This window comes from Ruegeria sp. CJ3 (assembly GCF_056536725.1).
Map to the genome: position 1 here is coordinate 378792 of NZ_JBQFQE010000004.1, position 21608 is coordinate 400399.

General features: G+C 58.0%; 20 protein-coding genes. 12 read left to right on the top strand and 8 right to left on the bottom strand.

Annotation, left to right across the window (positions count from 1 at the left end; all coding sequences use genetic code 11):
* The first annotated feature begins 9 nt into the window (after positions 1–9).
* From hisD to ACR0J1_RS10205, 11 genes are all read left to right on the top strand, one after another.
* A complete protein-coding gene (hisD, locus tag ACR0J1_RS10155) occupies positions 10–1341 on the top strand; it encodes a histidinol dehydrogenase (protein ID WP_480732206.1) in 1332 nt (443 codons plus the stop codon).
* Positions 1338–2390, top strand: a complete 1053-nt coding sequence (locus ACR0J1_RS10160; protein ID WP_480732204.1) for an ester cyclase — start codon at positions 1338–1340, stop codon at positions 2388–2390. The genes hisD and ACR0J1_RS10160 overlap by 4 nt, the downstream gene beginning before the upstream one ends.
* Entirely contained in the window at positions 2390–3154 is a 765-nt protein-coding gene (locus ACR0J1_RS10165; RefSeq protein ID WP_480732202.1) for an SDR family NAD(P)-dependent oxidoreductase, read from the top strand. Before ACR0J1_RS10160 ends, ACR0J1_RS10165 begins: the two co-directional genes overlap by 1 nt.
* On the top strand, positions 3154–4197 hold the full coding sequence (locus ACR0J1_RS10170) for a LacI family DNA-binding transcriptional regulator (protein WP_480732200.1): 1044 nt from the start codon (positions 3154–3156) through the stop codon (positions 4195–4197). The genes ACR0J1_RS10165 and ACR0J1_RS10170 overlap by 1 nt, the downstream gene beginning before the upstream one ends.
* Positions 4194–5183, top strand: coding sequence for a nuclear transport factor 2 family protein (locus ACR0J1_RS10175; protein WP_480732198.1), 990 nt, complete (start codon positions 4194–4196; stop codon positions 5181–5183). The genes ACR0J1_RS10170 and ACR0J1_RS10175 overlap by 4 nt, the downstream gene beginning before the upstream one ends.
* A gap of 144 nt (positions 5184–5327) precedes the next feature.
* Positions 5328–6287, top strand: coding sequence for a cupin domain-containing protein (locus ACR0J1_RS10180; protein ID WP_480732196.1), 960 nt, complete (start codon positions 5328–5330; stop codon positions 6285–6287).
* The gene (locus ACR0J1_RS10185; RefSeq protein WP_480732194.1) at positions 6284–6886 is read left to right on the top strand and encodes a class I SAM-dependent DNA methyltransferase; all 603 of its coding nucleotides are present in this window, start codon (positions 6284–6286) and stop codon (positions 6884–6886) included. The genes ACR0J1_RS10180 and ACR0J1_RS10185 overlap by 4 nt, the downstream gene beginning before the upstream one ends.
* 10 nt (positions 6887–6896) lie before the next feature.
* Positions 6897–8021: a cobalamin-independent methionine synthase II family protein gene (locus ACR0J1_RS10190; protein ID WP_480732192.1), complete on the top strand. Its 1125-nt coding sequence runs from the start codon at positions 6897–6899 to the stop codon at positions 8019–8021.
* Complete coding sequence (locus ACR0J1_RS10195) at positions 8018–8713, top strand: alpha/beta fold hydrolase (RefSeq protein WP_480732190.1); 696 nt, start codon at positions 8018–8020, stop codon at positions 8711–8713. The genes ACR0J1_RS10190 and ACR0J1_RS10195 overlap by 4 nt, the downstream gene beginning before the upstream one ends.
* Entirely contained in the window at positions 8710–9405 is a 696-nt protein-coding gene (locus ACR0J1_RS10200; RefSeq protein ID WP_480732188.1) for an RraA family protein, read from the top strand. Before ACR0J1_RS10195 ends, ACR0J1_RS10200 begins: the two co-directional genes overlap by 4 nt.
* A gap of 661 nt (positions 9406–10066) precedes the next feature.
* Positions 10067–10399: a hypothetical protein gene (locus ACR0J1_RS10205; protein WP_480732186.1), complete on the top strand. Its 333-nt coding sequence runs from the start codon at positions 10067–10069 to the stop codon at positions 10397–10399.
* Positions 10400–10604: 205 nt separating this feature from the next.
* On the opposite strand, the gene ACR0J1_RS10210 is transcribed toward ACR0J1_RS10205, so the two are convergent.
* The 7 genes from ACR0J1_RS10210 to ACR0J1_RS10240 form a co-directional block, all read right to left on the bottom strand.
* The gene (locus ACR0J1_RS10210; RefSeq protein WP_480732184.1) at positions 10605–11045 is read right to left on the bottom strand and encodes a VOC family protein; all 441 of its coding nucleotides are present in this window, start codon (positions 11043–11045) and stop codon (positions 10605–10607) included.
* 437 nt (positions 11046–11482) lie between these two features.
* Positions 11483–13297: a BCCT family transporter gene (locus ACR0J1_RS10215; protein WP_480732182.1), complete on the bottom strand. Its 1815-nt coding sequence runs from the start codon at positions 13295–13297 to the stop codon at positions 11483–11485.
* A 78-nt stretch (positions 13298–13375) separates the two neighbouring features.
* On the bottom strand, positions 13376–14386 hold the full coding sequence (locus ACR0J1_RS10220) for an Ldh family oxidoreductase (RefSeq protein WP_480732180.1): 1011 nt from the start codon (positions 14384–14386) through the stop codon (positions 13376–13378).
* Positions 14387–14398: 12 nt separating this feature from the next.
* Positions 14399–15028 carry a DUF3726 domain-containing protein gene (locus ACR0J1_RS10225; RefSeq protein ID WP_480732178.1) on the bottom strand — a complete coding sequence of 210 codons (630 nt, stop codon included), beginning with the start codon at positions 15026–15028 and terminating at the stop codon, positions 14399–14401.
* Positions 15025–16710 carry a hypothetical protein gene (locus ACR0J1_RS10230; RefSeq protein ID WP_480732176.1) on the bottom strand — a complete coding sequence of 562 codons (1686 nt, stop codon included), beginning with the start codon at positions 16708–16710 and terminating at the stop codon, positions 15025–15027. Before ACR0J1_RS10230 ends, ACR0J1_RS10225 begins: the two co-directional genes overlap by 4 nt.
* Positions 16707–17684, bottom strand: coding sequence for a membrane dipeptidase (locus ACR0J1_RS10235; protein WP_480732174.1), 978 nt, complete (start codon positions 17682–17684; stop codon positions 16707–16709). Before ACR0J1_RS10235 ends, ACR0J1_RS10230 begins: the two co-directional genes overlap by 4 nt.
* Entirely contained in the window at positions 17684–19126 is a 1443-nt protein-coding gene (locus ACR0J1_RS10240; protein ID WP_480732172.1) for an aldehyde dehydrogenase family protein, read from the bottom strand. The genes ACR0J1_RS10235 and ACR0J1_RS10240 overlap by 1 nt, the downstream gene beginning before the upstream one ends.
* Before the next feature lie 102 nt (positions 19127–19228).
* Between ACR0J1_RS10240 and ACR0J1_RS10245 the strand changes: the two genes are divergently transcribed.
* Positions 19229–20113, top strand: a complete 885-nt coding sequence (locus ACR0J1_RS10245; RefSeq protein WP_480732171.1) for a LysR family transcriptional regulator — start codon at positions 19229–19231, stop codon at positions 20111–20113.
* A gap of 806 nt (positions 20114–20919) precedes the next feature.
* On the opposite strand, the gene ACR0J1_RS10250 is transcribed toward ACR0J1_RS10245, so the two are convergent.
* On the bottom strand, positions 20920–21608 hold a 689-nt coding region (locus tag ACR0J1_RS10250; RefSeq protein ID WP_480732169.1), incomplete at its 5' end, for a calcium-binding protein.

A 21608-nucleotide genomic window follows, 5' to 3' on the forward strand; every position in this document is an offset into this window, starting at 1 on the left:
ATCAGGACTATGGCAATCGAGTATCTCAAACGCGGCAAGTCCGACGCTGACCGGGCCGAGGATGACGCCAAGACCCGCGCCGTGGTCGAGGCCACACTGAAAGACATCGAAACCCGTGGTGACGCCGCCGTGCGCGAGCTGAGCGAGAAGTTCGACAACTATTCCCCCGCCTCGTTCCGCTTGTCGCAGGAGCAGATCGACGATCTGATCGGCCAGCTGACCGACCGCGAGCTGGACGATATTAAATTCGCCCAGGAACAGGTGCGCAATTTTGCGCAGGCGCAACGGGACTCGATGCTGGATATCGAGGTTGAAACCCTGCCGGGCGTCATTCTGGGCCACAAAAACATCCCCGTGCAATCGGTGGGCTGCTACGTGCCCGGCGGCAAGTTCCCGATGGTGGCCTCGGCCCATATGTCGGTTGCGACGGCCAGCGTGGCGGGCGTGCCGCGCATCATCGCCTGCACACCTCCGTTTCAGGGCAAGCCGAACCCGGCGGTCATTGCCGCGATGCATCTGGGCGGGGCGCATGAGATTTACGTGATGGGCGGTATTCAGGCCATCGGCGCGATGGCGCTGGGGACCGAAACCATTGATCCCGTCCACATGCTGGTCGGCCCAGGCAACGCCTTTGTGGCCGAGGCCAAGCGCCAGCTGTTTGGCCGCGTGGGCATTGATCTGTTCGCCGGTCCGACCGAGACCATGGTGATCGCGGATGAAACCGCCGCCGATGCCGAGCTTTGCGCAACCGACCTGCTGGGTCAGGCCGAGCACGGATACAACAGCCCCTGCGTGCTGCTGACCAATTCACGCAAACTGGCCGAGGATACTCTGGCCGAGGTCGACCGCCTGCTGGGCATCCTGCCAACCGCCGATACTGCGAAAGTGTCCTGGGCCGAGTATGGCGAGGTGATTGTCTGTGACTCCTATGACGAGATGCTGAAAGTTGCCGACGACATCGCGTCCGAGCATGTGCAAGTCATGACCGACCGCGACGATTGGTTCCTTGAGAACATGACCTGCTACGGTGCGCTGTTCCTCGGGCCGCGCACCAATGTGTCGAACGGCGACAAGGTGATTGGCACCAACCACACACTGCCCACCAAAAAGGCCGGGCGCTATACCGGCGGGCTTTGGGTGGGTAAATACCTGAAAACCCACAGCTATCAGAAGGTTCTGACTGATGAGGCGGCGACGCTGATCGGCGAATACGGCTCGCGCCTGTGCATGCTGGAAGGCTTCGTGGGCCATGCCGAGCAATGCAATGTCCGCGTCCGCCGCTATGGCGGGATCAACGTCCCCTATGGTGAGGCCGCACCCTATCGGGACGCCGCCGAATGAGTGATATCCATACACAGCACAAGGCCCTGATCGCGCAGGTCAGGGCGGCTATGTATGATTTCACCGAAACGGGTGTGCGGCAGGCGTTGGCAAATGTCAGCGCTCCGGACGCCTTGTTTCGGTTGTGCCATCCGTTCGGCGACAGCACAGGCAGCGACGCGTTTTATGACACCGCTTACAAAGGTTTGCTGGACGCATGGCCTGACTTGGAGCGGCGCGACTACATCGTCACAGCCGGGCCGGATGAACACGGCGCGGATTGGGTCGGTTGCGGCGGCTACTATACCGGCACCTTCACCGGGCCGTGGCTGGATATCCCCCCGACCGGCCATCAGGTGACGATGCGGTTTCACGAATTCTATCGCTTCAGCGATGACAAGATCGTTGAGATGCAGGCGCTGTGGGACATCCCCGAAGTGATGATGCAGGCCAACGCCTGGCCCATGGCCCCTAGCCTTGGGCACGAATGGCATGTGCCGGGTCCCGCGACACAGGATGGTCTGGTGCCGGGGCCATATGATGCCGCCAAGGGCCAGCAGACATGCCAGCACATCATCGACATGCTGGATCACCTCAAGAAACACCCCTCGGAAGGCGGGCCAGAGGTGATGGGGATGGAGAAGTTCTGGCACCCCCGCATGAACTGGTACGGCCCCGCCGGGATCGGCACTGGGCGCGGTTATGCGGGGTTCCGCAACTGGCACCAGATTCCGTTTCTGAACGGGATGCCGGATCGCGGGCAGTATGTGGATGACATCACCTATCACTTCTTCGGCGATGGCGAGTATGCCGCAGTCACCGGGTGGCCGAACATGATCCAGACCGTGACTCATGACGGCTGGATGGGGATTGCGCCCTCGGGCCAGCGGATCACCATGCGCAGCCTTGATTTCTGGCGGCTCGAGAATGGCCTGATCCGCGAAAACTGGGTGCTGGTCGATCTTCTGGACGCATATCGCCAACTTGGCGTTGACGTGTTCGCCCGCCTGCGGGAATTCAACAAGGCCCGGAATATGGGCCGTATTGAGATACCGGATGGAATGAGCTGATGACTGACCTGCCCCGCACCCCCTCGTTTTCGCTAAGCGGTAAAACCGCGCTGGTCACCGGTGCCTCGTCGGGTATCGGTCAGGGTTGCGCCGTTGCGCTTGCCGAAGCCGGAGCGCATGTGGTTTGTGCTGCGCGCGGGGCGGATAGACTGGCAGAGACCGTCGCCGCGCTACAGGCGCAGGGCTGGTCGGCCGAGGCTGCGGTGCTGGATCAGGGTGACTTGCAGGCGCTGAAACAAGTGTTCGACGGCCGCGCCTTTGACGTGGTGGTCAATTCCGCCGGAACCGCCCGCCACGGCCCGGCAATCGACACCACGCCCGAGGATTTCGACGCGGTGACCGACGTCAACCTGCGGTCGGCCTATTTCCTATCATCCTACGCGGCCAAGGCGCTTCTGGCGGCGGGGCGGCCGGGGTCGATCATCCATATCTCTAGCCAGATGGGCCACGTAGGCGGTGTGGACCGAGCGCTGTACTGCGCCACCAAACATGGGCTTGAGGGCATGGTCAAAGCGATGGCGATCGAATGGGGCAAACAGCGCATCCGCATCAATACGGTCTGCCCGACCTTCATCCGCACACCGCTGACACAAGCCACCTTCGACAACCCCGAACGGGCCGCTTGGATCATGGACAAGATCAAGCTGGATCGTGTGGGCGAAGTCGAAGACATCATGGGCGCGGTCACCTATCTGGCCTCGGACGCCTCGGCGCTGGTGACGGGCACCTCGATGTTGATTGACGGCGGGTGGACGGCGGACTGATGGCTGAAAAGGTCACATCCCTTCAGGTTGCGCAACTGGCTGGTGTCAGCCAATCGGCGGTCAGCCGGGTCTTCACGCCCGGCGCGTCCGTGAGCAAAAAGACCGAAGACAAAGTGCGCAAAGCCGCCTCTGAACTGGGCTACAGACCCAATGTTCTGGCCCGCGCCATGGTCTCGGGCAAGAGCCGGATCATAGGTCTGGTGGTCGGGTATCTCGAGAATTACTTTTACCCTGAGGCGCTCGAGAAACTGTCCAATGCGCTGCAGGAACAGGGCTATCACGTGTTGATCTTCATGGCCTCCCGCTCGGCCGGGAATATTGACGACGTGATGGATGAGATTCTGGATTATCAGGTGGACGGGGTCATTCTGGCCTCGGTTCCGATGTCGTCGGATATCGCCACACGCTGCCAGCAGGCCGGCGTTCCCGTGGTGCTATTCAACCGTACGCAGGATCTTGACGGGATCACCACGGTAGCCTCGGACAACTATGCGGGCGGGCGCAAAGTGGCCGAGTTTCTGCTGGCCGGTGGGCATAGCCGTATCGCCTACATCGCGGGTTGGCAGGGCGCCTCGACCCAGCGCGACCGCGAGGCGGGGTTCCGTGCGGCCCTGGTCGAAGGCGGGCAGGATGTGTTCGCCCATGATGTCGGAGATTTCCACACCGAAAACGCGCGCGCCGCTGCCCGTCGGATGTTTGATGTTGCCCCCGACAAACGGCCCGACGCGGTGTTTGTCGCCAATGATCACATGGCTTTGGCCGTGATGGACGTGATCCGCTTCGAATTGGGCCTGCGCGTGCCCGAGGATGTCTCGGTCATCGGTTATGACGACGTGCCACCAGCCGGGTGGCCTGCCTATAACCTGACGACAATCCGCCAGCGCGCAAACCTGATGGTGGCTGAAACCGTAACCGCGTTGCTTGACCATATCGACACACCGGCCACGGCCGAACCGCGCAAAGTGGCCATTGACGGGCCGCTGATCGTTCGGACCTCCGCGCGTTTGCCGAAGGGGTGGAAACCACAAAGGACTGAGACATGAAGGGCTTTGATCCGAAATTCCGGGACTTCCCGGATTACATCATCGGCATCACAAAAGAGATCTGGGAGGATCGCGGCATCGCCACGCTGCACGAGTACTACGGCAAAGATATAGTGGTGCGGATGCCGGGCAGTGTCTCGACCGGCAATCAGGGTGTCATCGGCGCGACCATGGCGACGCTGGCTGAGTTCCCCGACCGCACCCTTCTGGGCGAGGATGTGATCTGGTCCGGCACGCCCGAGGACGGGATGCTGTCGAGCCACCGCATCATGTCCACCGCAACCCATCTGGGTGATGGTGCGTTTGGTAAGGCGACGGGTTCCAAACTGCGCTATCGCATTCTGGCCGACTGCCATGCGCGCAACAACGCGATCGACGATGAGTGGCTGATCCGCGACAACGGCGCGATCGTCCGGCAAATGGGGTGGGAGCCGAAAGAGTTTGCCCGCGACCTAATCGCGCGCGAGGGTGGGGCCGAGGCTTGCGCGAAACCTCTGACCCCTGCCAACGATCTTCCGGGGCCTTATACCGGGCGCGGCAATGACAATGAATGGGGCCAGCGCCATGCCGATCTGCTGACCCGGATGATGGGCGCGGATATGGGCGCGGTCGAACGCGACTATGACCGCGCGGTGCAAAGCGAATATCCGGGCGGGGCCATCGGCCATGGGCGCGACGCGGTAGACCGGTTCTGGATGTCCCTGCGCGCAGCACTGCCCAACGCCACTTTTACCATCCACCACCAGATCGGGCGCGATGATCCAAACATGCCGCCCCGGTCCGCAATTCGCTGGAGCCTGCATGGCAAACATGATGGCTGGGGGGCGTTTGGCATACCCACCGGGGCCGAGCTGTATGTGTTGGGTATCAGCCACGCAGAATGGGGGGAGCTGATCGGCGGCGATATCCGCCTGCGCCGCGAATGGACCTTGTTTGATGAAACGGCGATCTGGAAACAGCTTTTGCTGGCAACCGGAGACCTGTGATGCCCACCTGTCTGACAACTGGCGAAGAAGCGCGGCGTTTTCATGGCCATCGGGCCTCTTTGCGGGCTAGGCGACTGAACAACCGACCTCCGGGCGCAAGGGGTTCCTGATCCCTTTGTACGACCTCAAACAACGGAGACCCTCATGAGCACCATTCAGCAACGCATCGTCCGCTATGGCGAGTTGCAACCCTGCAAAACCGCTTTTATCGACGCTCACACGCCGGGCAGCGATCAGAAGGAAAACTTTACCATCGTCGGCGGCGGCGTATCGGAATCGCCCGACCAACACGTCCACATCACCGACAAGATCGGGTTCAACATAGGCGCGGCAGGGCAGCCGCCGAAATGCCGCAACTCTCTGCACAGCCACACCACGGCCGAGGTGTTCTTTGTCGCCAAGGGCCGCTGGCGGTTCTTCTGGGGCCGTTATGGCACGGCGGGAGAGTTCATCGCCGAGGAAGGCGATATCTTCAACATTCCCACCGGTATCTTCCGCGGGTTCGAGAATGTCGGTCAGGACTACGGTATGATCATGTCGATCCTCGGCGGAGACGATGCCGGGGGTGGGGTCACATGGGCCCCGCAGGTCATTCAGGACGCACAGGCCCACGGGCTGATGCTGGGCGACAATGGCGTTCTGTATGACAGCAAGAAAGGGCAAGAATTGCCCCACAACGTGCGCCCGATGCCGCTGCTGACCGAGGAGCAGTTGAAAGCCTATCCCGAGGTTCCGGTCGAAGATGTGGTGGGCAACCACGTCGCCCGCTACTGGGATTTGATGGCGCTGTCGGCCCAGAAACCGGCGAAGGTGATCGGAGAGGATGCTATCATCAAAGATAAACCGGGGTTCGAGGTCGACTTCCTCGGGCGCGGATCGAGCGTGAGTGATCCGGTTGTCGCTGAAAAGCCTGTTGTTCTCATGCCCGCCAGCGGTCACTGGCGCATCTCGATTGATGGGTATGAGGCCGCTCTGTCAAATGGAGACACTGCCTTGGTTCTGCCGGGAGAACGCTATAGCGTTGAACCGTCGATGACCGGACAGGCGGGTCTGTACCGGATCACCGCAACCGATGACCCGGCAGGAGCCACCTGGACAGGATGACCGCAGATCCAAACGACACCCACGCAATCTATGAACGGCAGGCGACTGACTATGACAAGCGCCGCTCAAAGGCCTTGTTTGAGGCGCGCTGGCTGGCGCGTTTCACCGCCAGTCTGAAGCCCGGCGATCGCGTTCTGGATTTAGGTTGCGGCACAGGCGATCCCATTGCGCGGTGGTTCAAGGCCGAAGGGTTTGACGTTACGGGTGTCGATTTCTCCGAAGCGATGTTGGCCATCGCCCGAACCCGATGGCCCGCTGGGGAATGGCATCATGGCGATATGCGCGATTTCGAACTGGATCAGAGTTTCGACGGCATCATTGCCTGGAACAGCTTTTTCCATCTGACGGCGGATGAACAAAGGGATTGCATCGACCGCATGGCTCGTCATTTGCGACCCGGTGGAATGCTGATGCTGACCGTCGGTCCCCGCGCGGGGGAGGTCAGCGGAACCGTTGGATCGGAACGTGTCTATCATGCCTCGCTGTCTCCGGCAGGTTATGCTGTTTGCCTTGAAGAGAACGGGCTGCAATTGACCGGGTTTCTGGCGGAAGACCCTGAAACCCAAAGCCACACAATCTTGATGGCTCGCAAAATCTAAGGAGGTCCCTATGACCATAAAGACCACGCATGTTGGATCTCTGCCCCGCTCGCAGGATGTGGTGGACTACATCTTCGCCCGTGAAAACGGCGAGCCCTATGATGCCGCAGCCTTTGATGCCTGCATGGCGGACGCGGTGTCCGAGACTGTGCGCAAACAGGTCGAGGCCGGGGTGGATATCTTCAGTGATGGCGAGACCTCGAAGATTTCCTACGCCACTTACGTCAAAGACCGCTATACTGGTTTTTCCGGTGACAGCCCGCGCAATGCACCCGCGGATCTGAAGATGTTTCCCAGTTTTTTGCAACGCCTGGCGGATGATGGCGGTACACCGAAATATGCGCGACCCATGTGTACGGGTGAGGTGCGTTCAAAAGGGCAAGGGGAGTTGCAGAAGGATATCGCCAACCTCAAGTCAGCGATGTCCCAGCACGGGATCGACCGAGGCTTTATGAATGCCGCGTCGCCGGGGGTGATTTCGCTGTTCCTGCAGAATGATCACTACCCAACGCGCGAGGCGTATCTGGCCGCGCTGGCCGATGCGATGAAAGAGGAATACGAAACTATTGTAACCGCCGGTCTGGACCTGCAATTGGATTGCCCCGATCTGGCCCTGTCACGGCATATGCTGTTCACCGATCTGTCGGACAACGCCTTCTTGAAGATCGCCAATATGCATGTCGAGGCCCTGAACCACGCGCTGCAGAACGTCCCGCAGGACCGTGTGCGCGTGCATATCTGTTGGGGCAACTACGAGGGCCCGCATTGTTGTGACATCCCCATGGACAAGGTGTTCTCCACGCTGATGGCGACCAAATCGCGTTATGTGCTGTTTGAAACCTCGAACCCGCGACACGCTCATGAATGGACCGTGTTCCGCGACCGGAAAAGCGAGATACCCGATGACAAGGTGCTGGTGCCCGGCGTTGTCGACACCACCACGAACTTCGTCGAACATCCCGAGCTTGTTGCGCAGCGCATCGACCGGTTCTCGGGCATCGTTGGGGCGGATCGGGTGATCGCAGGCAGCGATTGCGGTTTTGGCACCTTCGCGGGCTTCGGGGCGGTCGATCCGCAGATCGCTTATGCCAAGTTGGAGGCGCTGTCGGCTGGGGCAAAGTTGGCCGCGTCATGACGCCTTTGATCTTGTTGCCCGGCATGATGTGCGATGCGCGCCTTTTTGGTCCGCAGATCGACGCATTGTCAAACAGGGTGCCGTTGATGAGCTTTCCGCTAAGCCAGCAGGACAGCGTCGGGGCCATGGCCGCCGAGGTTCTGAACAACGCCCCTCCGCGCTTCGCTTTGGCGGGGCTGTCGATGGGCGGAATTGTTGCGATGGAAGTGCTGCGTCAGGCCCCGGATCGGGTGGAACGGCTGGCTTTGCTGGATACCAACCCGCTGGCGGAAACGCCCGAGGTTAAAGCGCGCCGTGCGCCGCAGATGGCCGCCGTGCGCAACGGACGCTTGCGGCAGGTGATGCGCGATGAGATGAAACCCAATTACCTCGCGGATGGTCCGCGACAGGGCGCTATTCTGGACCTGTGCATGTGTATGGCCACGGATCTGGGACCAGAGGTCTTTCTGCGCCAGTCGCAGGCGCTGATGGACCGGCCCGACCAGCGCGCGACCCTGTCAGCTTATACCGGCAAAACACTGGTTCTGTGCGGGCGCGCTGATGGCCTTTGCCCTGTCGAACGCCACCAGCTTATGCATGAATTACTACCAGACAGCGTACTGACAATCATCGAGGGCGCAGGACACTTGCCCACACTGGAACAACCAAAAGAAACCACGGCGGCCCTGACCCGCTGGCTGGAGGACACATGACCCCGTCGCTTCTATCCCTGCTTCGCAAGGTCGACACGCCCACCGTCTGCAACGCCATCGAAGTGGCGCAGGGCAAACGAGGCTTTGATCAGTTTACCCGGGGCACCATGCAGTGTTCTGCCCCTGATGAGCCAGCAATTGTTGGCTATGCACGCACCGCCAAGATCGCCGCCCTTAACCCGCCATCCGAGCCAGCAGATGTGATCCGGGCGCGGCGCATGGCCTATTACAAGTATATGGCCGAGGCCCCAGAGCCATCTGTCGCCGTGATTGAGGATGTAGATTTCCCGGACTGTATCGGCGCCTATTGGGGTGAGATCAACACGTCGGTCCACAAAGGGCTTGGTATGTCGGGGGTCGTCACCAATGGCGTGATGCGCGATCTTGGGGACTTACCCGATGGATTTCCAGTCATCGCCGGTTCGGTCGGCCCGAGCCATGGTTTCGTCCACATACGAGAGATTGATACACCAGTTTCCGTGTTTGGCCTGACTGTAAGCCCAGGTGATTTGGTGCACGCTGACCGTCATGGAGCACTGGTGATACCAGAGGATGTCATTGTGCATCTGGAAGCGGCGATCCAGAAGCTGCTGGTGACAGAACGTATCGTCTTGGATGCTGCGCGCCAATCCGGGTTTGATTTTGAAACCTTCGAAACCGCTTGGGCTGAGTTCGAAAAGGCCAGAGTTTGAGTGCAATCGGCACATGAACTGATCGCATGAAAAGTAAAAAGATAGCAGGAGCTTAAACCTGTCGCATCAAGCAAGGTTAGGAGAATTGCCGAGATCCTTCACGGTAGTTAAAGAGTGGTTTTGAACTGCCATTGTTCTAAGCAATACCTGAGTTGACCAGCGCCAAACTATTGCGCTCGTTGGGAACGCCCGAAAGTCTGGCTCGACCGCGCCGGCAAATTAACGCACCCAAGATCGTTCTTAACTTTGCCCCGATGACGGCTCGATTCGTCAGATTTCAATGACCTCCACGATGGCCAATGCGCCGTCCAATTCAATGCCAAGGCAGCGCACCGTACGGTCCATCTTGGTACGGTCGGGCGGTAGCTGAACCGCATGCAAATCGCCTGTCTTCTCATGTTGTCTGACGTCAGCCCTTATGGGTCCAAATAGGGTCATTTGCTAAGAGAGTGTTTGTCGCTCATCGTCACCACCGAGGAGTGGAAGATGAGAAAGCCAACGAAGAGCCCCGGCGAGAAGATCGTCAAAGACATCAAGCGCGCCGCTGCATCCAGAAGCGACAGATCACAACATCCTCGCTTTGCTTAAACAAAGTAAAACCCATAAGGAATTTGCCACGCGGCTCGGAATTAGCCCGTTGGTTGTGCGACGGCTCTTGGACTTGCTTGGCGTCGATTATGTTCAACGCCTCTATAGGCAATATAAAAAGGGAAAAACCTGCGCGGATATTGCCAACGCAAACGGGATGAAGCCTGCAACACTGTCCAAACTCTTTAAGGAACGAGGCTTTGAGGTACAGCGTGGGGTTCGCAGACCCAAAGTGCCAAAACATAAACTGCGCCGCATCTGGACAGAGACCCAAGTAATCAACAGGGTGGCGAAAAAATTCAAAATCCATTGGCAAACGGCGCTACATCTGCTTGAAGACGAGAAGCTGATCATGGATTATAAATGTCGACCGAGAAAACTCTCAAAATCATCACGGCCACCGTAGGTTTTTCGTATGCGCCTCAGGGGCATTCTAGAAAACCTAGATAAGTCACGGCACGGCCCGTTGTGGACCTTGGCCATTGGCTCCTTCCGCTGCGCTGCGGCCCTTGAGACCAGACTTTCGCTGCACGCGCAATATCAGAAACTCGCTGAACTGACCCTTGGCGGGACAAAACTACCGTTGATCGTAAGCAACCCAATGACCGCAATCAAAGTGCGTATGGCTGGTCTAATTCCAGTATGTTGCCCTCAGAATCGCGGACGTAGACTATCAGGTGTGGTTTTTCTTTTGTGCCAAAGTTGGTGACTTGGCCCTGTAAAGACCCACCATGCCGAAGCACGTCATCAACTGCCTTGTCCAAATCCGGAACCGAGATAGCCAGATGGCCGAATCCGGGTTCATTAACGGCAGGGATGCCTCTGTGGGGTGTTGCAGTGTATTCCATGATTTCTAAGAAGGTTTCGCTGTCATTGAGAAATTCCAGCCAGATGGAATAAATGCCCGTATCTGGTAGACCATTTCCGCGAGAGAACAGTTCGCCGGAAAGCTTTTTGGGCGGGCGCCTGTCAACAAGCCCGAATACCCCCCTGTAGAACGCAGACAGTTGGTCAGCATCCCGCGCAGTGAGGCTCACATGTGCCAATTTCAAAGTATACGCTCCTAATCTGCCTACAACCGATCCAGCAGTTTGAACGCTATACAAGACCGGACACTCGCGCAAAATATGCAGCATCCGTGACGTTGGGCTCCGAGCGGACCTCGGAGCAGACGCAGCAATTGCCCCTGCCCCGCTTGTCACGACCTAACCATCGGCCCATTCCCGACATTAAATGGGTCGTCACAATGCTGCGATGCAGCCCAACAAAGCGGCCATTTAGGCTCCCGCGCAGTACTGGAGGTGCCCAACCTCGGTTCAGCCACACCAAGCCTCTATTGGAAAAACTGTGTCTTCGACGAGTAGACCCGCTGCTACGGCGCGCGCTTTTCATTCAACCAAATGTGCGCAAGAGAGCCCCAGGAATTTCGAGAACAAAACCCATCGGGCAGAAATCCGGGCAGCCATGACACAGCTGCCCGGAATCGAGCCTACTCGGCCGGGGCTGTCAGTTTTTGGCGTAGGCTGTCGCGGTAAAGAGCCTTGGCGAGTGCCACGCACATCAGACCCATGACTATCGTGAAGGGCAGTGCGCCGATGATCATCGCGTTCCTCAAGGCGTCCATCGGGTTGTTTTCACCCGCAGCCAGAATCAGAGCGCCAATCACCGCTGTCAGGATCAGCCCCCAGATGATCTTGTGCTTGTTGCCGATGTTCTGATCGCCACCCGACATGATGGTGTTCATCACCAGAATGCCCGAGTCAGCCGATGTGACCAGGAAGGTCATGATCAGGACAACACACATCACCGTAATTCCCGACAGCAGACCGCCAGCAATCATCTCTTGTAGGGTGACAAAAAGCTTGGCGGTGTTAGACGCACCGATGATGGCGCCCTCGGCGGTGCCGTTCAGTTCAAGATCGATGGCAGTACCACCCAGAATAGTCATCCAAGCAAAACAGACGAGCGCCGGAGCAAACACGCAGCCGATGATGAACTCGCGGACCGAGCGACCTTTGGAGATGCGCGCCAGGAACAGGCCGACGAAGGGCGAGAACGCGATCCACCAGGCCCAGTAGAACGTGGTCCAACCAGCCTGCCAGCCGAACTGACGGCCCGGATCGCCTGCGGCGTAGACCGAAGCCAGAACCGATTCCGGCAGCGCTGCTGCGTCACCTTCAAGGCCCGACACGAACCCGTCGAACGACCCCCAAGGATTGGTCGCACCGGCATAAAGCGCGTCGGCAAACGGCGCGGCCTCGCTGGGCAGAGCCGCATCAAACGCTGCTGCCGATTGCGGGTTGAACGCGCCAAAGCTGAGCGAGATGAAGTGCAGGATGTAGTCTACAAACGCTGTTGCATAGGTGGTCATCGCAAATAGGAACGATCCAAAGACAACGAAGACCAGAAGCAAGATCAGCGACAGCACCAGGTTCAGGTTCGACAGGTACTTAACGCCACGACCGACACCCGAAACAGCTGAAACGATGGACAGTCCCATGATGACCATCAGGCCTGCCAGCAGGCCAACAGTGCTGGGGGCCGGAGTGTCACCAGTCAAGTCCATCATCCATTCCATTCCCGAAATGGCATAAAGGCCGTCAATGAACTGCGAGACACCGTATCCAATGGTGACCGACACGCCCAGAATGGTCGCAACCACGCCCAGTACATCAACCACATGGCCCAGGAAACCGTTCATCAGCTTGCCAAACAGTGGTGTGAGCGCGGTACGAATAGTCAGCGGCATGTCGCGCGTATAGGCGTAGTATGCCAGCGACAGACCTGTCACCACATAGATCGACCAAGCGTGAAACCCGTAATGCAGGAAGGTATACCGATACCCGGACTGCAACGCTTCGTCGGTGTTGCCGGCGACGTCTCCGGCAATAACGACCGGGTTTGATCCCCACAGGCCCAGAGGTTCCGCGGTCGCAAAGACCATCAGACCAACACCGAGGCCGGCACCAAACATCATCGAGAACCATGAAAAGTCCGAGAATTCCGGCTTTTCGCCTTCAGGCCCCATCAGCCGTTTACCGGTTTGCGGCAGTGCGGCTACGACAATCAGGAAAAAGGCAAATAGGCCTACGATAATGATGTAGAATGCATTGAAGTCTTCCAGCAGGCGCGAATTCAGGCTTCCCAGAACGCCATTTGCGTTTGCAGGCCAGACCAGGGCCCAGATGACCAGCGCAACCATGATCGACTTGCTGAGCAAGGCAATTTCGACGCTGTGACCTTCATAGAAGCCGCCCGAAGATCGCTTGATCTCCAGATCGGTAAAAGGATCTTTCATTGACATGTGTTACCTCCCTGTTCGCACGTGTCCTGATGTCCAGAAAAGACTTGGTAGGTGTCCCGGAACTTCACCATTTGGGCCCTAGGTGAGCAGGGCCTCAATTTTCTCCAGCGTTGCCACGTTGACGGCTACGCCTTCAGAATTTGCCGCCAAACGCTTTGCCCGGCGACCATCACCGGGCAAATGTGCGCCGTCCTGATATCGGATCGCTTCAACAAGATCGGCAATTCTGGTCGAAAAAGCGTCGTTTGCGGTCGCGGATGTGTCAATCGCGATAAAGAACTGGCCCGTCTTGGGAGGGCCACCGGCCGTTCCCGAAAAGGGTGAAGCATGAATTCCAAGCGTCGCACCGGTTAGCGCAGCGGCCAAAACCTCGGTCAGCAAAGCCACTCCGACGCCTTTATAGCCCCCCGAAGGGGCCATCGATCCTTTTAGCCCGACATTCGGGTCGGTTGTGGGGTTCCCATCGGGGTCCAGCGCCCAGCCAACCGGGATCGGCTTGCCTTCCCGGGCATGTTTCATGACTTCGCTCTTTGCAATGGTGCTGGCGCTCTGGTCGATCAGCAGGGCGGGTTGCCCATCGGTTCCAGGAGCGGCGATTGAGAACGGGTTGGTCCCAACCACTGGCTTAGAGCCTCCTGAAGGTGCAATTGAAGCCGGAGCGTTGGTGAAGCCCAGACCGACCAAGCCGGCCTGTGCCAGCCGGTGAGTGTGATACCCCAAAACTCCGCAATTATAACTGTTTCGGATCGCCAGCGCGGCAATCCCCTGCGTCCGGGCAGCTGGGATCAGCGCTTCGAACCCGGCTTCGATGGCTGCATGCGCAAACCCGGTGGCAGCATCGACAGTGATAACACCGGGGCGTGGCTTCGCCAGAACCGGTCGGGCCTGCCCATCGACCTTGCCGCATTGAACATGCTCGCAGTAGATCGGGATATAAGCCAGGCCATGGCTGGCTACCCCGTCAGCTTCGGTCGCGGCGGTTGCCACCGCCAGAGGCCGCGCGTTTTCCTCGCTTGTGCCCGCGGCGACCAATGCCCGGAAAGACAGCTCTTCGATTTCAGCAAGTGACAGGGTGCGGGTCTGGATCATGGCGGTCTCTTTTCAGTCGTTGTCGGAAAGCCCGGCACCAGCGCCAAGTAAACGGGATTCTTCCGTTGCCGGGGCGTAGGTGCGGTGTGCAAAACGGTTAAGCATGTTCCATGCCGACGGATCGGGCGTCGCGCGTGTCTTTTGCGCGCGCGGGTTGGTCAGGATATCACCCAGTGCAATCTCGATCACGCTCGCCTGGGCAGGGCACTCGTTTTTCAGTGCCAATTGCGTTCCGTCAGTCGTAGCAATGAAATCACCCGTTACGACGGTAACAATTGCAGATTGATGGCGCGCGGCTTGAGCCGCAAATGGCAGCAAGACAGCAGGCGTGGCCAAATTTCTGATCCGGCTCGGGCCGGATTGCAGCACATTCGAGCAATCCGACAGCAACGCCCCGGTCATTAGCGGACACAAGTCCATACCCCCGGCCCAGTCAGGTTCCATTTGCTTAGGAACGTGTTCATCCAAATTACTGGCAAACCCGCGCTCCAGCACGCGCGCCAATTCGGCCACCCCATCAAGACCCTGTGCGCAGAGCCAGCGCGTCGCCTTTGCTGCCTCTTCCGCCACACCCCAGTCATAGCCTGCACCGCGCGTTGCACGTTTGGCGGTGGCTTCGACCTCATTAAGGGAAAAGTTCATCGCGCAAGCTCCGGGTAGACCCACAGATCGGCATTGTCGGGGTCCAGCTCTTCGGGATAGGGCGCGCCTGCATACATACAGATGCGAACCCAGCGGTCTGAACGCGGGTCGAAATGGGTTGCGCCAAAAAACGAGAGTTTGGCGCGCAGCATATCGATGGGCATAACTTCTGAGCTGATCGTATTGTCCCGGATTTCACCATACGGGGCGACGCGGCTCATTTGCGCACGGCGTACCGTGTGGCGATGTTCCGGGTGGCGCAGCAGGAATTCTGCGACCGGGGCTTCGCCTGGCCATTTGTCCAGCGCGTCAAACGCACGCGTGGCATCACGCGCCGGCGCAAGAGGTTGCTCATAATCCGCGATTGGTTCGTCGAACCGTTCACCCAGGCGGGGTTCAAGCTTTTCTTCGGACACATACCAGGCGCGCGCGCAATGTTTGGCCGCGTTCCAGTCCAGATCAAGCGCCCAGCCAAAGCTCGTGCGGATGAGCTCGCGCACCTGGGTGACCGGCATCGCGCCTTCGATTGCAAAGGCCGCGCTGTTGCTATCCGCCATGCAGCTGCACAACCCGTCCACCAGATCGCCATATGGCTCAAGGATCAAAGAGGCCAGCAACTCTTGTCCTTCTTCGCTAAGGGCGGTCTGAGACCATTTGATCAGGTGATCCCAGGGCTGGTTCTTCGTCAGATCTGTTTGATCGAGATGCGCGGCTATCGTATTCAGATCGGCATTCAGGGCGACAAGTTTCTCGATCTGGATCGGGTGTTCAGACAACCACCACGAGACGGACAATTTGCTGCGTTCGAACACCTCGCAGAACATGGCTACTTCGGCGTCTGTTGCGGTCTCAATGGACCGAACGCGCGCGATGGCCTCTTCCCGTGCCATGATCCAATTGTTGAATAAGATGGAGTGATTGACGATGAAGGGCGCCATGCCCAGTCCGGTCGAGTTGCCAATCCCCAGCCAGCGGGCGATATTCGGGTCAAGCTGCGCGGTCTGTGCACCGCCCTTGGCCTGCGCCATATGCTGCACCAGATCCCGCACGAATATCCGGGTCAGATAGACAGAAAGCATCTCGGCCTGAAACGGGCCGCTGACCTCGGGGCGGTCGGCGATCTTTTCCCGGTCCGCCGCGCCGAACTTACCCGATCCATACACCGCAGTGGTGCGCATCAGATACCCAACCTTGTAGATCTGCGCGAGGTCAGGCTGCTGACCCGCGGCCAGCCGGTCGACCACATGGGCCCACAACCGAGCTGAGCGGTTGGCACGCGACAGCGACAACTCGCTTTCGCTGACCCGCCCAGCCTCTTGCAGCGGTACGTTCCGGGACAGGCGCTGAATATCGTCTTTGGTGGGAACACCGTCGAACAAGGCGAAGGTGGCATCCCAGGCTTCGGCTATCACACGATCCGAACGTTGCTCGGGCGGCAGGTCGTGGGCGAAGGCGACCAGTGAATAGGTGCGATCGAGTCCTTGCGCGGAATATACCGCTTGGCCCACTCCGTTTGCATCAATATCAAAAACGGGCCGGGAAAAGACCCATTTCTCGGCCGCCATGCGGCGGGTGAGCTGGCGCATGAAGCTGAGCCGACATTGATGCAACGATCCAAGACGCGAAAGACGCATCACCCGGGCAGGTTCACGACGTTCGACATTTTGGCGCGTGGTGTTCATGGCTGTTGCGATCCAAAGTTTTCAGCGAAGAAACGGTACCAGTTGCCACCCATGATGCCCGCAACCTCTTCTGCGTTCATGCCAACGGCGCGAAGCCCGTCTTTGATGTTGCCAAAGTCGCGATTGTCGCGGAACCAGTGCGGCATCGGCGGGAAGCCAGGCGCCGAGGCCGAGCCCTCGCCATAGTCAATCTCTTTCGTCCAGCGCCCAACCCGCATCCATTCGACAACGCTGTCGGATTGATCCTGACATAAGTCCGTACCGATCCCCAGGTGCTTTGCCCCAAATTTGTCGGCCGTACGGGCGATCATCTCGCAAAAACTGTCCAGCGTGCAGTCAGATTTGCCCTTCAGGTGATGCGGATAGACCGAAAAGCCGAGCATCCCACCGTTTTGTGTCACCGCGCGGATCACGTCCTCGCGCTTGTTGCGCAGCGCCGGGGACCATTCGTGCGGGTTGGCGTGCGTGATGGCGATAGGACGTTCGGAAATCTCAGCCGCTTCGATGGTCGAGCGGTCTGCCGAATGGCTCATATCGACCACAAGCCCGACGCGGTTCATTTCCTTGATGACCTGCTTGCCCATCCGGGTGATGCCGGTGTCTTCGGCCTCGTAACAGCCGGTCGCCAGCAGGGACTGGTTGTTATATGTCAGTTGCATGAACCGCGCACCCAGATCGTGCAGGATTTCGACCAGACCGATATCATCTTCGATCGGAGAAGGGTTCTGGAACCCGAAGAATACAGCTGTCCGGCCCGTATCCTTTGCTAAATCAATGTCGCTGGCCCACCGGCCTTTCATAATCAGGTCCGGATATTGCTCGAACCAGCGATTCCATTTCTCAAGGTTCAGAACCGTTTCGCGGAAATTTTCGTGATAGGCGATGGTGACGTGGATCGCGTCCACACCACCTTCGCGCAGCTGACGGAAGATCTTTTCCGACCAGTTGGCATATTGCAGGCCATCGATCAGCATCAGACAGGGCCTGCGCTGATATAGGCGGTTTTGACCGTGGTGTAGAACTCGGCGGCGGCCCTACCCTGCTCGCGCGGGCCATAGGAGCTGTCACCACGGCCACCGAAGGGCACGTGATAGTCGGTACCCGCAGTCGGCAGGTTCACGGTGACAACACCGGTGCGCGCGTTGCGGCGGAAATGGGTCGCGCGGGCCAGCGACTTGGTCACAATGCCCGAGGTCAGACCAAAGTTGGTGTCATTGACCACGCTCAGCGCCTCATCATAGCTGCCGACCTTGATGACGCTGGTCAGGGGCGCAAACATTTCCTCACGGTTGATGCGCATATCGTTGGTCGTGTTCAGGAACACGCCGGGAGACATATAGAACCCGTCATGCGGCATCTCAAGCCGCTGGCCGCCGCAAGCAAGCTCTGCACCTTCGGATTTGCCCAGATCGACATAAGCGAGGTTCTCAGACAGTTGCTGCTGGCTGACAACAGGCCCCATCTGGGTGCCGTTTTCCAATGCGTGACCGACCTTCATCCCCAATGCGCCCGCGACCAGCTTTTCGACGAAGGCATCATGGATGCCCTCATGCACCACGAGCCGCGACGAGGCCGTGCATTTCTGACCCGTACCGCCAAACGCTCCACCCAGTGCCAGGGTCACCGCCAAATCCAGATCGGCGTCATCCATGACGGCCAGGGCGTTCTTGGAGCCCATCTCCATTTGTACCTTGGTCAGGTTCTGGATGGCAGCAGCAGCGATACCCTTGCCCACTGGTACGGAGCCGGTGAAGGAAATTGCGTTGACCTTGGGGCTTTCGACCAGTCGCTGCCCGATCGAACGTCCCGAGCCCATAACGAGGCTGAACAGGCCCTTCGGAATATCCTGACGTTCAATGATTTCGGTCAGCGCCACAGCAGAAGCAGGTGTGATGTTAGCAGGCTTCCACACAACCGCGTTGCCATAACACAGCGCAGGCGCAATCTTCCACGAGGCGGTCGCAGTAGGGAAGTTCCATGGGCTGATGATCGCGACAACGCCAACCGCTTCACGTCGTACGTCGATCTCGATGTCAGGGCGTACGGAATCAGCGTTCTCACCGATTTGGCGCAAGCACTCAGCGGCATAGTAGGTAAAGAACTGACCGGCGCGGAAAACCTCGCCCTTGCCTTCTGCCAGTGGTTTGCCCTCTTCGCGACTGAGCAATGTACCCAGTTCCTCGGCGCGGGCCATCAGTTCATTGCCGATGTTCATGAGCACGGCTTGTTTACGTTCCAGCCCATAGGATGCCCATTCGACCTGTGCGATGCGGGCCTGATCCAGCGCTGCATCCAACTGATCGGCACTGGCCTGGGCAAACAGGCCCACCAGATCGCTCAAATCCGACGGGTTGCGGTTTTCAATCTCGCTTTCGCCAGCCAGCCACTCGCCCGCAATCAAGTTCAATTTGTTCACTTTGGATCCCACCAACAGAAATTCGTATTGCAGAAGGATGGATTCATTTGCCTTCATCAGTCAAATTCAAATAAATTGACTTCACTTCAGGGTAATTGAAGCATGGCAATCAAGATCGAAATGTTGCGCTGCTTCTGCACCGTCGCGCAAACCGGAAACCTTGCCGAAGCGGCAGAACGGCTTGGCCGCACACAATCCGCTGTTTCAATGTCACTGAAGCAGCTGGAACAGCATATCGGAAAGCCGCTGTTCGAAGGCGAGCGCAAGAACCGGCTCACGGTGCTGGGAGAGGAAGTGTTTACGCTGGCGCTGAAACAGGTGCGCCAATTCGAACACACCATAAACAGCATCGGAGAAGCCGCAAATTCCGAGCACGGCCTGGTCCGGATCGTATCGGTCCCGTCGGTCGGAGCGCTGATCTTTCCGGCCGTTCTTGATATCCTGGCAACCCGATATCCCAAGCTGAAAGTCGAGATACGCGATACGGATACGCAGCGCGTTTTGGATGCGCTAGCGGAAGGAGAGGCCGATATCGGAATCGCGTCCGGTCACCACCCGATCAACGGGGTCGAAGCGATCGCGCTGTTTGAGGATCGGTTTGGACTGGTATGTGCTGCGGATCATCCTTTGATCACGCAGACAGCCCCTCCGACAATCGAAGACGTGGTTGCCGCGCCATTCGTACGAAACGCTCTGAGCGATAATATCCAAACCCAAGCCTTCGTAAGCGCAATGGAGGGCGCGGCGATCACACTCCACAACACACACTCGTTGATTGCTTTGGTCAAAGCCGGAAAATGGGTCACGATACTGCCCCAAACCGTTTCGCGGTTTATGCCGGAAACCATAGCGTTTCGTTCCGTTTCCGACCTGCCGGACAAAAGGCAGGTCTATCTGTATGTCCGCAACAGAACACGATTTCGGGAACAGACCGTTGCGTGCAAGTCGTTAATCTTGAAGTGCATTGGTGATTGGCGGACGGAATAGCCATTGCCCTATTTGGTACTGGTGCAATCTTTAAAGTCTGACTTTTTGAAACGAAACATTCGTGTTAGTAGCATCGCAGATGGCAGGGTAATTGTCTGCTTGGTGAGATCGCGACCTTGTTAATTGCTCCTGCAGCGAAAGACTGCTTTCCGCCTGACCTGCAGAACAGCAGAGCTAGGGGACGTCGTCCCCCCGCGCCCAAAATACAATTAGACAGGGCCGTGTCCTCGACGAACGCCTGTGGGCCGCACCACCCTGTCGAATTGTTTTGCACCTGCTACCCCCGACCCTCGCCGGGAGCAGGTTTTGGAGACGAGCGCCCTGAAGGGCTTCGCTCAAAACCAGTTTTTATGGGGAAACATGCTCAATGTAACCATTTGGCAGAAGGCAAAGCTATCTGGCGTAAAGGAAAAGTTCTGTTGCAAAAGGCAAAACTATTTGCCGCCACATAAAGGGGTGTGGAAATCCACTGATTCCTGACTCAATCGACAGCCAAAACCTCAATAAATCGGTCGACCGCGTCATTCAATTCTGACCCAAACGTCAAGCATTTCTGACCCAAGACGAAGAGCAATAACTTTTAGACAATCATCACACACCTACAGGAAGTCACACGCCACCTGCATTTGGTTAGGCAATTCAGTAGAAGTATCTCAGTCGCAAAAAACTACCCTTTTTTGGCAACGATGCCCGCGTTCGCGTCTTAGCTCCCTGCGAAGTGTTCGAACACTCCCCTTTCATCAATCGCTCTCCTCACAACTGACATCCCCTGCATATGACAGTAGTTTAGTTCATAACCTAGAACCCTATGCAAAAAAGTCGTTTTCGCGACTTTGGTCTAGCGTTGATGCCAAGAACGTTTCGTAGTCAAGATTAGCGCCGTCCGCGAAAATGAATTCGTCAATCTGGTATCGATGAGAATTGGACGTATCGTCAAACGCGTTCAAAATAGCCATTGAGCCCACGTCATCGGTCAGCCCAATAACCAAGTCATCCGTGCCGTTGTCATCGATATCACTTCGGAAAGTAAACACGTCGACCTGTTCAATATCATCACCAAAAACCAGACGGTCCACCTCGCCGCTATTGGCTGAACTCTCGCCAATGGTGTCATTGCCTTCGCCACCGCGGAACACGTAGTCGTCGCTCTCGCCGGAACCGTCAAAGTGATCGTCACCATCCGTGCCCAACGTCGCAAGACGAAACTCGTTGCGGCTCAGTACAGTGCCATCTGAGAATACATACTCGTTTATGTGATAGTTCTCGGCATAATACTGATAGAAACCATCATCTAGGATGGTGATCGTGCCAGCACCGTTTCTAAGTCCAATGGTCAGGTCATGATCACCGCTGCGGCCACCCACATGTGCACTAACCGAGTAAAGATCGCTTGCGGTGATACCCTCACCAAAAACCAGACGGTCCACCTCGCCGCTATTGGCTGAACTCTCGCCAATGGTGTCATTGCCTTCGCCACCGCGGAACACGTAGTCGT